The organism is Myxococcales bacterium (assembly GCA_022563535.1).
Lineage (GTDB): Bacteria > Myxococcota_A > UBA9160 > UBA9160 > UBA4427 > DUBZ01.
Genome location: JADFNE010000083.1, coordinates 1 through 14,503 on the forward strand (window position 1 = coordinate 1; position 14,503 = coordinate 14,503).

The 14,503-nt window shown below is 60.4% G+C and carries 14 protein-coding genes; 4 read left to right on the forward strand and 10 right to left on the reverse strand.

All coding sequences use genetic code 11. From position 1 onward, the window contains the following. From IH881_17895 to IH881_17905, 3 genes are all read right to left on the reverse strand, one after another. Positions 1-1,630, reverse strand: a 1,630-nt coding sequence (locus IH881_17895; protein MCH7869571.1) for an efflux RND transporter permease subunit, incomplete at its 3' end; no start/stop codon positions are given. 20 nt (positions 1,631-1,650) lie between these two features. After that, the gene (locus IH881_17900) at positions 1,651-2,772 is read right to left on the reverse strand and encodes an efflux RND transporter periplasmic adaptor subunit (protein ID MCH7869572.1); all 1,122 of its coding nucleotides are present in this window, start codon (positions 2,770-2,772) and stop codon (positions 1,651-1,653) included. Positions 2,773-2,954: 182 nt separating this feature from the next. Beyond that, positions 2,955-3,374 (reverse strand): FAD-binding oxidoreductase, encoded by a 420-nt coding sequence (locus tag IH881_17905; GenBank protein MCH7869573.1) that lies wholly within the window; start codon positions 3,372-3,374, stop codon positions 2,955-2,957. Between the two features lie 112 nt (positions 3,375-3,486). Here IH881_17905 and IH881_17910 point away from each other — a divergent pair, with 112 nt between their 5' ends. Beyond that, positions 3,487-4,209, forward strand: coding sequence for a two pore domain potassium channel family protein (locus IH881_17910; GenBank protein MCH7869574.1), 723 nt, complete (start codon positions 3,487-3,489; stop codon positions 4,207-4,209). 6 nt (positions 4,210-4,215) lie between these two features. Here IH881_17910 and IH881_17915 read toward each other — a convergent pair whose 3' ends face one another. From IH881_17915 to IH881_17945, 7 genes are all read right to left on the reverse strand, one after another. Beyond that, positions 4,216-6,132: an alpha/beta fold hydrolase gene (locus IH881_17915; protein MCH7869575.1), complete on the reverse strand. Its 1,917-nt coding sequence runs from the start codon at positions 6,130-6,132 to the stop codon at positions 4,216-4,218. 48 nt (positions 6,133-6,180) lie between these two features. Beyond that, a complete protein-coding gene (locus tag IH881_17920; GenBank protein MCH7869576.1) occupies positions 6,181-6,687 on the reverse strand; it encodes a hypothetical protein in 507 nt (168 codons plus the stop codon). Positions 6,688-6,712: 25 nt separating this feature from the next. Continuing rightward, positions 6,713-7,450 (reverse strand): sulfite exporter TauE/SafE family protein, encoded by a 738-nt coding sequence (locus IH881_17925; protein ID MCH7869577.1) that lies wholly within the window; start codon positions 7,448-7,450, stop codon positions 6,713-6,715. Next, complete coding sequence (locus tag IH881_17930; GenBank protein MCH7869578.1) at positions 7,451-8,245, reverse strand: metal ABC transporter permease; 795 nt, start codon at positions 8,243-8,245, stop codon at positions 7,451-7,453. It lies immediately after the preceding gene. Positions 8,246-8,248: 3 nt separating this feature from the next. Continuing rightward, positions 8,249-9,112, reverse strand: a complete 864-nt coding sequence (locus IH881_17935; GenBank protein ID MCH7869579.1) for a metal ABC transporter ATP-binding protein — start codon at positions 9,110-9,112, stop codon at positions 8,249-8,251. Beyond that, positions 9,109-10,083 carry a zinc ABC transporter substrate-binding protein gene (locus tag IH881_17940; protein ID MCH7869580.1) on the reverse strand — a complete coding sequence of 325 codons (975 nt, stop codon included), beginning with the start codon at positions 10,081-10,083 and terminating at the stop codon, positions 9,109-9,111. The genes IH881_17935 and IH881_17940 overlap by 4 nt, the downstream gene beginning before the upstream one ends. Before the next feature lie 106 nt (positions 10,084-10,189). After that, the gene (locus tag IH881_17945; protein ID MCH7869581.1) at positions 10,190-10,819 is read right to left on the reverse strand and encodes a sulfotransferase family protein; all 630 of its coding nucleotides are present in this window, start codon (positions 10,817-10,819) and stop codon (positions 10,190-10,192) included. Between the two features lie 148 nt (positions 10,820-10,967). Between IH881_17945 and IH881_17950 the strand changes: the two genes are divergently transcribed. The 3 genes from IH881_17950 to IH881_17960 form a co-directional block, all read left to right on the forward strand. Further along, positions 10,968-11,924 (forward strand): D-glycerate dehydrogenase, encoded by a 957-nt coding sequence (locus IH881_17950; protein ID MCH7869582.1) that lies wholly within the window; start codon positions 10,968-10,970, stop codon positions 11,922-11,924. A 3-nt stretch (positions 11,925-11,927) separates the two neighbouring features. Beyond that, positions 11,928-13,352, forward strand: a complete 1,425-nt coding sequence (locus tag IH881_17955; protein MCH7869583.1) for an MBOAT family protein — start codon at positions 11,928-11,930, stop codon at positions 13,350-13,352. 51 nt (positions 13,353-13,403) lie between these two features. Beyond that, positions 13,404-14,503: hypothetical protein (locus IH881_17960; protein MCH7869584.1), on the forward strand; the 1,100-nt coding region annotated here is incomplete at its 3' end.

The following is a 14,503-nucleotide window of genomic DNA, read 5'->3' on the forward strand; positions in this document are numbered from 1 at the left end:
CCACGTAGCCAAAGCCCCAGATCGAGGCACCGAACATCGTGAGGACCAGACTTACGGTGAGCCAGCGCATCCGCATGCAGTTGCGTAGAAATCCCTTGAAAACGACATAGAAGCGTCCGGCATAGGGATCCTCAACGCCGTCCGAGCCCGCGGCGGGAACTTTGAGGAACATTACGCACAACAGTGGGGTTACGGTAACGGCGGTCAACCAACTCAGCATCAGTGAAGCGAGTACTACCTGAAAGAGCGATCGACAAAACTCGCCGGTTGCATCGTCCGAGGTGCCGATGGCGGCAAATGCGAGCACGGCAATGACCGTCGCTCCGAGCAGCGGTATTGAAGTCTGTGACACCACCTTCGCGGCGGCTTCCTCGGGCTTTTCACCTCTGCCGAGCCGGATCAGCATGCCGTCGACGACCACGATTGCGTTGTCGACGAGCATCCCCAGCGCGATGATGAGTGCGCCGAGCGAGATGCGTTCGAGTGCGACTCCCATGGGTGCCATGATGATGAAGGTTCCACTGATCGTGAGCACCAGGATGAACCCGATCAGCAAACCGCTGCGAACGCCCATGAACAACAGCAGGACCGCGATCACAATCGCGACCGCTTGGGCGAGGCTCAGGACAAAGCTCGAAATTGCCATTTCGACCGCTTTTGACTGCAGCGAAACGATTCCAAATTCGATCCCGAGAGGGGTCTGGGTTCGCAGCTCATCCATGCGTTTGCGCAGCGCTTTACCCATCGCGACTACGTTGCCGCCCGACACCGTCGAGATCCCCAGGCCGATCGCGGCATTTCCGTCGAAGCGGATCAGATGATCGGGCGGATCCACGTAGCCCCGGCGCACGGTCGCGACATCGCGCAGGTAGATCTGCTGATCGCCGCCGCGCAGCAAGATTCCTTCCAACTGCTCGATCGTTGTCGAAGAACCCGATGGCTCGATTGCAATGAATTCGCGACCCACTCTCACCCGGCCCGCATCGACGACCTCGTTTTTCTGCTGCAGCTCACTGGCGATGGCCGCCACAGAAAAGCCGAGTTGAGCCATTCGATCCCGCGAGAGTTCCACGTAGATGGATTCTTTACGCTCGCCATAGGTCGCGATCTTCGCCACGTCGTCGACGAGCAGAAGCTCACGTTTCAGGAGATCGACGTATTTCTTGAGTTCTGCGTAGGAATACTCGGAGCCGTATACCGCTACGAAGACGCCGTACACGTCTCCATAGTCGTCTACTACGATTGAGGGACCGGCGCCGGGCGGTAGATTGATTTGGGCGTCACTGACCTTGCGTCGCAACTCATCCCAAATCTGCGGGAGATCCTCTTTCCCGTACTGCTCCTTGATCGTAACGGTGAGCGTCGAGAGTCCGCGATCAGATTTCGAGCTGACTTCGTCGAGCTGCCCCAATTGCTGCACGGCAATCTCGAGTTCATCCGTGACTTCTTCTGCGACTTCGGTCGCCGAGGCGCCGGGGTAGGGAGTAATCACCAGGGCGTCTTTGATGGTGAATTCGGGATCCTCGAGTCTCGAGAGACCCTGAAAGGTCTGGAGACCTCCCACAATCATCAGGACGGTGAGGGTCAGCGTGAAGACGCGGTTCTGGATTGCAAAGGTGGCAAGATTCATCTGCTGGATTCCGCTCTTGGTTAACCCTGGTGCCGGCGGACGCGCATGCCTTCACGCAGCTGGTGCACGCCCGACACCGCTATCCAGTCGCCACCTGCCAGGCCGCTCGTCACCGTGACACTCTTGCCCGTGAGCGGGCCGAGTTCCACCGGAGAGCGGCTGACCTGCATGCTCGACGGGTCCACCTTCCATACATATGCCTTGCCCTGCTCGTCCGCCAACGCGGCAGTCGCCGGGATCTGAATGATGCCCGACCCGCCGTCGCCGCCGTCCGGGGAATTGAGCCGTACCGAAGCGGTCATGCCCGGCAGAATCGTGATGTCCGCGGGCTTCTTGAAGGTGACGACCGCTTGAAAAGTACGGGAGGTCGGGTCGGCCGTGGGCGAGAATTCTTTCACGCTCGCCGGGAAGCTTCGTCCCGGGATCGACGAAACAATGACTCTCGGCTGCAGCAGGGCGTTGCGCTCCTGCTTCCCTCTGCCGGGGCGGCGGCCCGCCAGTGCAGATTCGGGGATCGCGAAGGCGACTTCGAGGGTCGATGTGTCCTGAATCAACACGATGGTTTGTTTTGCCTGGACGCTCTGGAAGTTTTGGACCAGTACCTTTGCGACGGTCCCCGCAAACGGTGCGGTGATGACCGCGTCGTCTTCCACTTTCTTGAGCGCCCGACTGGCGTCTGCACGCGCGACATCGTATTGGCTTTGCGCTCGATCGAGTTCCTGTTGTGACGCGACATCTGCTGCGTGTAACGCTTTGACGCGCGAGAGGTCGGCCTCGGCATTTGCTAGTTTTGCGTTCTCGGCGTCGCGCATGTCCTCAAAGTCGCGTGGATCGAGGCGCGCCAGGACTTCACCCAGGGCGACTTCTTGACCGTCGAGCACTGGAAGTTCGATCAGCTTCCCCGCGTTTTCAAACGCCAGCTCGGCTTGTTGTGCGGCGCGAATCTCGCCCGGAAACTCGAGGGTTTCGACGTTCGTACCGCCCGAGATCTCAAGGATCTTTACGGGCTGAACAGCTTCAGGCGCGGCAGGAGGGGGTGCGTCCCCGCAGCCGAATCCACCAGTGAACAACGCGGTGATGGCCACCAGCGTGACTGTTGCTGCGGTTGATGCGCCATTGCGCCTTCCGCGAAAACCGTGCATTGCGCCGCCTCCTTGATACCAATCGGATCGATCACTTGCCTTGGAGCCCCGTCTTCCCCTCGTCTTTCAAGACGACCAAGACCAAGACGACCAAGACGACCAAGACGACCAAGACGCCCTGATAATTATCAGCACAGTCTCTGCTACCGATCTACTCTACCCGGAGCAGTAGGCCGCCGCAGCTATTTGGCTGAAGAATCTTCTTCTTTGCTCTGAGCCTCGTAGCCGGTCGGCCAATTCCACCCATAACCCCAGCGCCAGGAGGTGGGGGCCCACGGGACGCCACCCATTCGCACGCCCTTGTCCATCCACCATCCGAGGGTAGGACGGCCTGTCTTCGCTACACAGGCCTGTAGCGCGCGGTCTGCGGCACGTCGTTCGTCCGCAGATCCACCGCACCAGTATTCGATGTCATGCTCGACACAGCACTCCACCCAGTCCGAATCGGGAAACATCGAGCAGCCGTCCGTGACGAACATGTGCGGTGGGTTGGCGGCGCGGCGCGATGCACAGAACTCGTTCGCACGCGTTTCCAGGCTGTCGGCTGCTTCGAGATCGCTTCGGTACGGCTCGACCGTATGGCGGGCTGATCGACAACCCACCAAAGACACCAACAGGGCGAGGCACAAAAAAAATCGAAGGCAGTGCAGGACCGCCCGTGTGTCGCCTACTCTCTCGCCGGCATCGAACGCTCGTGAGCCGGGGAAACGACCGATGGTGCGTGACGGCGACTCAGAAGAAACGACTTCTTCCACTGCTTCGAACTCCTTCCTCGACGATTTGGGGGGTAACGCGGTTTTGCTTGCGGTGCTCCTCTTGCTCCTCGTTGTCGTGCCCTTTTTGCCCGGACATCGTACCGAAAGTGTCATCAATCGGATTGCCTGGTCTGCACTCATCATTGTGGGGATTCTGCGGACGAGCGGTCGTCGTCATTTCCTCTGGGCGGCACTCATCATCGCAATCCCGAGCCTGTTATCCCGCTGGATCGATGGAATCGGGTTGACGGTCGCCGGGCCCGTCATAGTGGCCTGCTTTTTTCTTCTGATCGTGGCTCATATCCTGACGGACATATTTTCACAAAGTCGTGTACGCGTCGATCACATCCTGGGCGGCATCAATGTCTACCTCCTTTTGGGTGTGCTGTTCACGCGCCTTCACGTGGCTGTCGAGAAGTACAACGGCGGTTCCTACATGTTGGGCGACGTACCCTTGGCCGCCGCCGCCGAACGCATGGGACAACACCTCGAAAATCTGTTGCAGTACTTCAGCTTCACGACGCTTACGACCCTGGGCTACGGCGACATTCACCCCGTGAGCCACGCCGCCCGAGTGCTGTCCACGACCGAAGCTGTTGTGGGGCCGCTCTTCCTGGCGATCTTGATCGCGCGTCTCGTGAGTGTGTATCAGTCGCGGCAAGCGTCGGTTTCCGACACTTGAGCGAGGTCAGGGCAGGGCGAACTCTTCCGGTCCAGCACGCTTCAACCCGATGTGTCCCAGCAGGATTCGGCGCAACTCCGCGATCGTCCACGGGTGCTGGAGGCAGGTGTGGGGCGAGGGCACAATGAGTTCGGACTCGACGTCCTGGATGTGTGCGCTCTGATACTTCACGACCCCATCCGAAGCGGTCTCGAGTGGGTCGTCTCCGTCGACCGCGATGATGGAATGAATCGCCACTGAGTCGATGACCGGTGTGGAATTCACCGCTTCGAGAAATTTGCTGCCAGGACTCATGTTGTCCAAAGAACCAGACACGCGTGCGATCTTTCGTCTCGACGCTGCGTCTTGGTCGATCGTCGCGAATTCGTAGGTCGCCGTCGCAATGTTCAGCGGCGCCTGGGCAAAGCGGCTGATCCATTTTGCGATGTCGAAGTTGGCGAGATAGCTGCCGCGATGTGGAGTCGCGATGAATACCACGCGCTCTACTTCGGGTACCGGCTTCACGATTAGCGCGCCCTCGAGAATCTTGCGGCTTTCTTCGCTGAGCTTCATTTCGTCTGGATCTGTGTCCGTGAGTAGCCGCCAGTACTTGAGCCCCGAGTCGACTGCGGTCAATTTGGTGAGCAAGCCGCCTTGACTGTGACCCACCACGATCATGCGCTGGAGCGCGGGGTCGGTGCGTTCCGGATCGATGCTGTCCAGCAACTGCGTAATTTCTGTTCGCAGGAGCCAGGCCGAGTAGGCGATCGGATTTCCCGTGTTGTAGTCGAAGATCCAAAACTGGAAGTGTTTTCGAATTTCCTTGTCGGCCATCAGGTCATTCAGGATCTCGGCCCAGGTCGACGAACTCGAAAACGTCCCGTGAACCAGAACCACCGGGATGCGGCCCGTGCGATACGGTTCGAGCGACGCGAGTCCTTCCCGGAGACGCGCGCGGTCGCCGGCAAAGAACGCTTTGAAATCGCGCCACAAGGGGTTTTCTTCGGCGAGCATCGAGGCGAGGGTCGAAGTGGGTTCGAGTTCGAGCGGCACGGTTCGCCCGCCGATATCGATCGATTCCCGATCGGCCGCCGCGTAGACCCGGAGCGTTGCTCGCAACTCTCCGTTGGCGAGGGCCTGATCGTCCCGTTCGAAGTGGAGCACCGCTGTAACGGGTAGGCGCAGTCGCTTGGGAAGATACGAATCGCGCACCGCATCGGGGTTGATGGGCTCGAGTTTTGCCGCCAGTGGAGCGCCGATTCCGCTTCGTCGATAGCGATTGCGAAACCCCCGTACTTCGAATTCGGACACGGGGATGAATTCTACGAGTCGACGATCGCCCCATACGAGGCTCGAAGGCTCCAGTTCGATCGTGACCTTTCCGAATGGAAGCTCGACGGTTCGTTCTTCGAAGCGAATCGTGTCGCCTTCGTCGATCAAGGCCAGCGTCAGACTTCGATTATAGAGGTTCGCTGCCCGCCGCGTGCGAGGGTCGAGTGGATCGGGATCGAAATCGTGATTTTCTGGAAATAGATAGAACCACGAGTAAATCGCTGCGATGATGAAGTATTGCCGATTCTTGGATTCGGTCGCGTGATGGAACGACAACTCGGCAAGCGCGATCATTGCGCCGCGGGAGGTGGGCTCACCGGCAAGCGCATGAGCCACGATCACTTTGTGAATCAGGTTGATGACCTCGTCCGGACGCTTCGAGTAATCCTCGGAGAGGTTCGTGTAGCGCAAGAGATTGGCCGTGCTCGAACTCAGTTCACCGGTGGTGAGTACATCGCTCGTGAGTTCGCGATGGACTTTCTTCGGATCAACGCGCTTGACTCCGATCGGCGCGGCGCAGGCCGACAAGTTTGCAATCAGTAAGACCAGAATGAGCGCGCAGCTCGATGAAGGCGTGGAACGATCCGGAGACGAGGTCGGGCTTCGCAGCATGACCGCGGAGTCTAGCGTTCCTCGCGCGACAGCAACGCCGGATTGAAGCTAGCTCCCGACTGAATCGCCAGCTGCAATGATCTCTCGCACCCACTGCACCAACAACCCGTCAAGCACGCTCGCCCTCAGAACATGATTGTCGTCGACTTCGATCAGGCGCACGAGGTCAGGCGATCCGCAGCGGGCCAGGCGGCGGCTGTCCTCCGGGTCGACGATCTCGTCCCGGGTTCCGTGGACCAGCCAGATCCGCACATCCTCGGGTAGTTCGCAGGCCAGATCTTTGCGCAGCGCTGCCTGGGCGAGCAACAGGGTCGGGCCGTGCCAAAACCCGCGTTGAAGCAGCGCGACCGCCACTGCGCCGCCAAAGGACGACCCCACGATCACATTGGGTCGAAACTCTTCCAGGGCTCGCTGTTGCTGTGCGACGCAGCCTTCAAAATTGTCGGTCTGCATGGCCGGAGTCAAGGTTTCGAATTGTTCGGCGAGGGTTTTCGCCTTGGTGCTCTGCGGGCTGCTCTCGAGGCCGTGAATGAACTGGACGCGAAGGGAACTCAAGCTTCGTTCTCCAGTTTGACGCGCATCACCGCGCGATTTCGCCGACGACGAGATAGATAGCAATCACGGTCAACACGGTTTTGTAGAGCCGTACGAACCAGCGCTCATTTACGCGATTCAGCAGCTTGCTCCCAACCAGGGTCCCAACGACAACGCTCAGGCATAGGGCCACGAGCAAGGGTGCATATTCTAGATAGGCGAAACCAACCACGCCAAAGATCACGAGTTTGGCGAGGTGTCCAAGGACCTGGCAGCCAGCCTTGGTGCCGATCAAGGCAAATCGGGTGAGTCCCAAGTTCAAGAAGAACGGGGCAATGAGTGGGCCGGTGGCGCCGATCGTGGTGTTCAGTACCCCGACCGCACCGCCCAACAAAAGGAAGCGTCGCTTTGGATCGCTGTCTTCCGGATGCGCCCCGAGCAGCAGGAGCTTGGGTGCCCAGGTGGCGGCCAGAACGAACACGCCGATCAACCCCTTGGTGAAGGCCGGGGGCAGTTGCTGAGAAATCTCCACTCCGACAAATCCCATTGGCAGTAGCAGTACGCCGTAGCGCCAGATCAGATCCCAGCGCAGGTGTGGACGGTGAATGACGACCCGGGAGCTGTTGCTGACGAGCTGTACCACGCCGTGCAGGGGAATGGCGATCAGGGGATCGAAAAACAGCAGCATCACCGCGAGCAGGGTAATCCCCCCCGCCATACCGATGATGGCCGAGAGGATCGAAGTCGCGAACGCCACAGCGGCCAGGGTGAGGAGCTCGACCATTCAGGCGCGACCTCGCCCCAGCAGTGCGCTGATGGCGAAGACCCCGGTCGCCACCAGCACGATCGTGCCTCCCGCGGCGATGTCGAGTTGATACGAGAGTGCCAGGCCACAGACCCCGCAGCCCGCACCGAACAGCGTAGAGAGCAGCAATTGATCGCGGTAGTGGCTGGTCCACAAGGCAGCGGCGGCGGCTGGAATCACGAGTAGTGCCTGGATGAGCAATACCCCCACCAGGCGTACGCCGATCACTACGGTCAGGGCGACCAGGATCAACAAGAGTGCATTGAGGCCGTCTACCCGGTGCCCGTAGGCCCGGGCGATCTCTTCGTCGAAGGAGACGAAGAGTAACTGGCGAAACACCAGGGCAAGGGTTGCGACGATAGCGACGCCGACTGCGCCCAGGGTGTAGAGTTCGCCGCTCGAAATCGCCAACACGTTTCCAAACAGGTAGGCGAAGAGATCTTGTTGATAGCCGCGCTGCAGGCTGAAGAGCACGACCCCCAGCGCCATCGAGGCCGAGAAGAACACGCCGATGATCGCGTCTTCGCTGAGCCGGGTCCGCGGTCCCAGCCAGGCAATACCCAGCGCCACCGCGATTGCAAAAACCCCTCCCGCCAACAGCGGATGGATCCCCAACAGCAAGCCCACCGCGACGCCGCCCAACGCCGAATGGGAGATGCCGACGCCGATGAAGGACAGCTTGCGCAAGATCACGAAGAAGCCGAGGACGCCGCAGACCACGCCGACCAGCACCGCGGCGACCAGGGCTCGCTGCATGAAGGCAAATTCAAACATTGCCTAGTTCTCGTTCTCGGGTGGATCGCCCGGCTCCGGCAGCAGGGGAAGCTGTTCGTCGGAAGTATGTGCGTGATTTCCCGACTCGTGGTGAGCGATCTCTCCCGCAAGAAAATTAAATTCACAGCTGTACGCCTCTTGAATGGCGTGGCTGTGAATGACTTCTTCGGGGTGCCCGTGAATGTGCATCTGGCGATTGATGCAGACGAGTTCGTCGCACTCTCCCGCAAGTGCCACGAGATCGTGCGAGACCGCGATGACCGAAAGAGAGAGTTCTGATTGCAGCTGGCGGAGCAGGGCGTAGAACTCGTGCTCTGCCGGCAGGTCGAGTCCGATCGTGGGTTCGTCCAGGACCAACAAGCGCGTGCTGGCACACAGCGCCTGAGCGAGCATGACCCGGCGCTGTTGACCGCCCGAGAGTTCCCCCACCGCTCGCTTTGCGAGATCGGCAATGCCGACGTATTCGAGATTGCGCATCACCGCAGCGCGGTCTTTTTTGCTGGGCCGAGAAAAGAGTTTCAAGCCGCGCAGGAGGCCCATGCCCACGACATCGACAACGTTCGCGGGAAAGTACGCCGGGATCGAGGGTCTTTGGGGGACGTAGCCGACCCCAGCTGGAGCCCGGTGATCGCGGCTCGGTGATTGCCCCAGGATCACGATGCTGCCCGAAGTCGGTTGCACGAGCCCCAACATGGTCTTGAGCAGGGTCGTCTTGCCCGCACCGTTGGGTCCGACGAGCCCGACGAATGCGCCCGCCTTGACTTGAAAGCTGATGCCTTCGAGTACGCGCCGGTCTCGTCGATCAACGCACACGTTGTCAAAGCGAACGACTGCTTCGGGCTGCTCGGAGATGCTCGCTGTGCTCATCGGTCCTCCGCGGTGCGCCTTGGCGTTGTTGGTGTTGTTGTTGTTGGTGGCGATGTCGTCATCATCGCCAGGCGAAACGCCCGCGCATTGAAGCGCAGAAGCCCCCGGTATGTCGAGCGCTCGCTGTCCGTGGGGTCGCCGAGTGGATCTACCAGCACCGTAGTTCCGCCAAACTCGGCGCTCAGGGTTTGGGCGAGCCTGGGGTTGAGTTGCGGCTCGACCAGGATGGCCCGCAGCTTTGCGCGACGTGCAGCGCGCACGAGGTTGCCGAGTTCCCTCGGTGTCGGCTCTTCCCCGGCCATCTCCTGCACCACGGCAATTTCCTCGAGCCCGTAGCGTGCCGCGAAGTGGCGCCAGGCATTGTGAAACGCGACGTAGTGACGAGCCTCGCTTCCCAGCAGCTGGCGGATTTCACCGTCGAGTCGGTCGAGGTCATTGCGGAAGCGCGCGGCTCGGGATCGATAATGCGCTTCGCCCGACGGGTCGTGGCGGATCAGCAATGCCTCCAGCGCTGGAACGATCTCTGCTTGGACCAGGATCGGGTCGAGCCAGATGTGAGGATCGTCTCCGCGCTCGTGGCCGTGGGTATGTTCATCATCGGCTCTGCCTGCATGGCGATCGCTGGAAAGGCTTTCGCGGCCCACCAGGCCGAGCAGTGATGAGACGGCCGTTGGTTGTCCGTCGTCGTGGGCCGTTGCAAAGAGCCTCGCGGCCCAATCGTCGAGGCCGCCTCCCACGTTCAAGAAGGCGTCCGCGCGCGCGACGCGGACGAGGTCACTCGGCTTGGGTTCGAAGCTGTGCGGGCTCGCACCCGGCGGAACCAGTACATGGACTGCAACCCGATCGCCGCCGATCTCATTGAGCAACAACGCCAGGGGATGCACCGTCACGACGATCGAGATTTCTGCGGCTTGCGCGGCAGTGCCGGTGAGGGTGATCGCGAGCAGGGCAATGAACACCAAGTTTTTCAAAGTCTCTTTCCTAGCGGGTCGAATGTCTAGAATACGTGATGCAGCGAGTGAGTGTAATCTCTTGCCCGCTAGCAGCCTGGCGACCGAAGGGTTTTTCAACGGGCTGCTAGGTCTGTTTGCGCGCGCGATACAGGGCTGGGTCGACGACTGCGCTCATGGCCTTGATTCGTGCCGTGTCGGGACTGGAGCCGGGATCGCAGAGGCCAAGAAATTGGCTGACCCGCTGGGCCGCGACCCGGCCGTCTTCGATCAGATTACCGTGTTGTACCTCGATCCAGTCAAAGCACGCGCCTGCTTCGAGGGTCTGCCGGGTTTCGTCGAGCTGTGCCGCGAAGATCTCCGCGAGTAGCGCCTCGGGCAGTTCCCCCGCTGGCTGACCCCTGGCCGCAAGCATTCGCGCCTGGGAATCGATCACCTCGGCCAGATCTCGCAGCATCAAGATCACGCGATAGGAACGGTCGCGCGGAAGAACTGGAACCAGCGCATGGATGACCTTTACCGCGTGTCCCGGCGCTCGGGCAACCCAGGACGTGTCGCGCGCGGTGGCCTTGACGGCGGCGAGTTCGTAGTAGCCGTTCGGATTGGAGGAGTCGCGTTTCCGCTCGTCGTCGCACAGGATCGGAACCCCGGCCGCTTCCAGCATCTGCATCATCAACGATGTGCCGGAGCGCGGGAGACCCGTAACCACGGTGATGCTGTCGCGGAAGTCTGGTTTTGGGCTCTCCGTGCGGTCCATGCAGTCTGTCCTAACGTTCAGCGAGAACGTACTCGCGACGTTCGCACAGATCATGCGCATAAAGGGAGAGCCGCGTGGGCAAAATTCTAAAATTTGAGTTGATTCGCCTCGGGCCACCCGCTCGAGGCAGCGGATCGGTCTGAAATTCATGGCCCGCGTTCTCGTAACTCGTCGTCTGCCCGGAGACGGACTCGCGCTCTTGCGAGACCACGAAATCGTCTACGGCAGCGACGACGATCGCACCCTCGAACACGGCGAACTCTGCGCCGCGGTAAAAGACGTCGATGCGGTGATCTGTCTGCTCACGGACAAGATGGATGCGGCGGTGCTCGAAGCCGGTCGAGACCGGCTCGAGGTCGTCGCAAACGTGGCAGTCGGCGTGGACAATATCGACCTCGCGGCCGCCGAGAGACTTGGGATCAAAGTCTGCGCCACACCCGGGGTGCTCGACGAAACCACCGCAGATCTCGCATTCTTCTTGATCCTGGCCGCGTCGCGGCTCACTTCCAATGCGGAGTCCGATCTTCGGGGCGATCGCTGGAACGGTTTCGTCATCGACCAGTTTCTGGGGCGCGACGTGCATGGGGCGACGCTGGGGTTGGTCGGTTATGGACGCATCGCAAAGGCCGTCGCCCGTCGCGCCGCGGGTTTTGGCATGCAGGTCCTGCATCACGCTCGTCGCGATACCGGTTGTGAGGGATATGTCGCTGCTCTCGACGAACTGCTCCCGAGGGTGGATGTCCTGAGCCTCCACGTCCCGGGCAGTCGCGAAACAAAGCATTTGATTGACGCCCGCCGGCTCGGCTTGATGCGAGAGTCCGCAGTGCTGGTCAACACCGCGCGCGGTCCGGTGGTCGATGAAGAAGCGCTTGCCATCGCGCTCGAGGAAGGCCGACTGTTTGCGGCGGGCCTGGATGTCTACGAACGAGAGCCCGAGGTTCACCCACGCTTGCTCGCCGCGCCGCGCACGGTCTTGCTTCCACACATCGGCAGCGCAACGCTGGCAACACGCAGCGAGATGGTGCGACTGGCGGCCAGCGGCGTGGCGCAGATCCTGTCGGGACAAACGCCTGCGAACATGGTTTCGACCCGGGAGTCGGCGTAGTCGATGCTCTTCAGCTCTCCCATCTTCCTGGTCTTCTTCCTGCCCTCGGTGCTTCTGCTCGCTCTTTCGTTGCGCCGGACCTCGCTGCAGAATGGGGTCTTGTTGGCCGCGAGCCTGTTCTTCTACGCGTGGGGCGAACTCGCCTATACCGCGATTTTGATCGGTTCGATCGCGCTCAACTACGCCTTTGGACTTTGGATCGAAGGGACCCGGGGACGCCCGGAGCAGCGCGGGATCCTCGCGCTCGCGATCGCGCTCAATCTGTCCATTCTTGCCGTTTTCAAGTATTCGAACTTTGTCGTCGACAATTTGAATGCGCTGCTCGGGCCTTTGGGCGTCGCGCCGATCAACATCGACCCCGTTCATCTCCCGATCGGCATTTCGTTCTTTACCTTTCAGGCGATGACCTACGTAGTCGACGTCTACCGTCGAGATGCGTCGGCCCAGCGCAGTCCGTTTCGCGTGGGACTCTACGTCGCACTGTTCCCCCAACTGATCGCCGGGCCGATCGTTCGCTATCGCGGCGTCGCGGCGCAGCTGATCTCGCGCCACGCGACCGCTGAAGACATTGCGATCGGAATTAGACGCTTCGTGGTGGGGCTGGGCAAGAAGGTCTTGATTGCAGATCAGCTCGCGGTCACGGCCGACCGTATCTTTGCCATCCCCGTGGCCGCGCTCGATCCCGCCGTCGCCTGGCTGGGCGTGACGTGTTTCGGGCTGCAAGTCTACTTTGACTTTTCGGGCTACTCCGACATGGCGATCGGACTCGGTCGCATGTTCGGCTTTCACATCCCCGAAAATTTCAACGCCCCCTACATCTCGCGTTCTCTGCAAGAGTTCTGGCGTCGCTGGCATATCTCGCTCTCGAGTTGGTTCCGCGACTATTTGTACATTCCCCTGACCTCGGGGCGAAGGTCTGCCGGTCGGGGCTTCTTCAGCCTGATGGTGGTCTTCTTGCTCTGTGGCCTCTGGCATGGATCAAATTGGAATTTTGTCGTCTGGGGGCTCGTCCACGGGATGTTCGTCGCTCTCGAGCGGACCGCCTTCGGCAGCCTGCTGAATCGGCTGTGGCGCCCCGTCGCCCAGGGATACACGCTGCTCGTCGTCTGGATCGCGTTCGTGTTCTTCCGCGCCGACGATCTTTCGCATGCAATCGATTTTCTGGCCGCGATGTTCGGGCAGGGAGCTTTCGTAGGGGTCGAATATCCCCTCGCGCTCTACCTCGACTTCGAGCTCGGTCTGTGGCTCGCCATTGCGGTGGTGCTCTCGGGTGCGTGGATGGGGGCAGCGCGCAAGCGCGTGCACGCGTGGGCGGGGCCCGCCGGATTCGCCCTGGTTCGTGTTGCGGGCTTGGTGTGGGTGTTCGTCGGGAGTTCGATTTCGTTGGTTGCGGGGACCCACAGTCCGTTTGTTTATTTTCGATTTTGAAATGTGCGCTCGAGGATCGCTTTGCGGAATACGCAGAGCAGAGAAGTTAAAATGACTGAGACCAAAACGCAGCCCTCAAGAGCGAAGTCAATCGAGACTTCGACGACCATCGTCCTGTTCCTATTCGCCTTGGTGGCGTGGTCCACGCTGTCCCTGGTCCTCGATCCTGGACCGATCGCAAAGTCCGAAAATCGCTATTTGGCAACCATGCCCAGCTATGGAGCAGACGGTGGCGGGCTCGTCGAATACGTGAGAGGACTGGAAGGCTATCTCGATGATCATCTCGCCTTTCGCGATTTCATGATCTCGCTACATGCCCGGGTCAAGGTGGGTTGGTTGGGCGCCTCGCCGTCGGAAAAATTGATCGTCGGCAAAGAGGGTTGGTTCTTCGTCAACGACCCAACGGCAGTCGCGCAATACCGCGGGATTGCGCGCTTTGATGCGGAGCAACTGGAGACCTGGCGACAGGTGCTCGAAGAGAGGCGCGATTGGCTGGCGGCACGAGGTGTCGCGTTCATATTGGTGCTCGCCCCGAACAAACATCAAATCTACTCCGAGTACATGCCAGACCATCTGCCTCGTGTTGGCGTCGAAGAACAGCACGCCCAACTCGCCAAATATTTGAAAGAGCACTCGACTGTGCAGGTGGTCGACCTGATGCCGGTCCTGCTCGAGGCCAAGCAAAAGGAACGGGTCTATCACAAGACCGATACCCACTGGAACGATGTCGGCGCCTATCTCGCCTATCGCCAAATCCTGGCCGCGGTGGCGGTAGTGCTGCCGCAATTCGCCGACAACCTGCAACCGGTCAAAGTGAAACTGAACCGGTATCTCGGCCGCGGGATTGGTCTCACATCCATGGTGGGTCTGAGCGATGTCTATCGCGAAGAAATCCCGCAGTTGATCAAACTCGATCCGCGCTCTAAAATATTGATGGGAAAGAAGACAAAGCACTACGCCCAACTCGAGCGGGAACAAAAACCGCTAGCCCATGGGGTACCGGGCGCTGCACTGCCACGAGCGGTCATTTTCCGCGACTCCTTTTCAAATTCCCTGATCCCCTACCTGTCTGAAAACTTCAGCCGAGTGCTCTATGTCTGGTCTCGCGACGTCGAGGGGCGAATTGTGGAGCGAGAGCAGCCGGATGTTGG

What these genes read in the sequence shown, in the direction of transcription:
- IH881_17900 (MCH7869572.1), bottom strand. Translation starts at nt 2,772, where the DNA reads ATGCACGGTTTTCGCGGAAGGCGCAATGGCGCATCAACCGCAGCAACA.
- IH881_17910 (MCH7869574.1), top strand. Translation starts at nt 3,487, where the DNA reads ATGGTGCGTGACGGCGACTCAGAAGAAACGACTTCTTCCACTGCTTCG.
- IH881_17915 (MCH7869575.1), bottom strand. Translation starts at nt 6,132, where the DNA reads ATGCTGCGAAGCCCGACCTCGTCTCCGGATCGTTCCACGCCTTCATCG.
- IH881_17925 (MCH7869577.1), bottom strand. Translation starts at nt 7,450, where the DNA reads ATGGTCGAGCTCCTCACCCTGGCCGCTGTGGCGTTCGCGACTTCGATC.
- IH881_17930 (MCH7869578.1), bottom strand. Translation starts at nt 8,245, where the DNA reads ATGTTTGAATTTGCCTTCATGCAGCGAGCCCTGGTCGCCGCGGTGCTG.
- IH881_17935 (MCH7869579.1), bottom strand. Translation starts at nt 9,112, where the DNA reads ATGAGCACAGCGAGCATCTCCGAGCAGCCCGAAGCAGTCGTTCGCTTT.
- IH881_17945 (MCH7869581.1), bottom strand. Translation starts at nt 10,819, where the DNA reads ATGGACCGCACGGAGAGCCCAAAACCAGACTTCCGCGACAGCATCACC.
- IH881_17950 (MCH7869582.1), top strand. Translation starts at nt 10,968, where the DNA reads ATGGCCCGCGTTCTCGTAACTCGTCGTCTGCCCGGAGACGGACTCGCG.
- IH881_17955 (MCH7869583.1), top strand. Translation starts at nt 11,928, where the DNA reads ATGCTCTTCAGCTCTCCCATCTTCCTGGTCTTCTTCCTGCCCTCGGTG.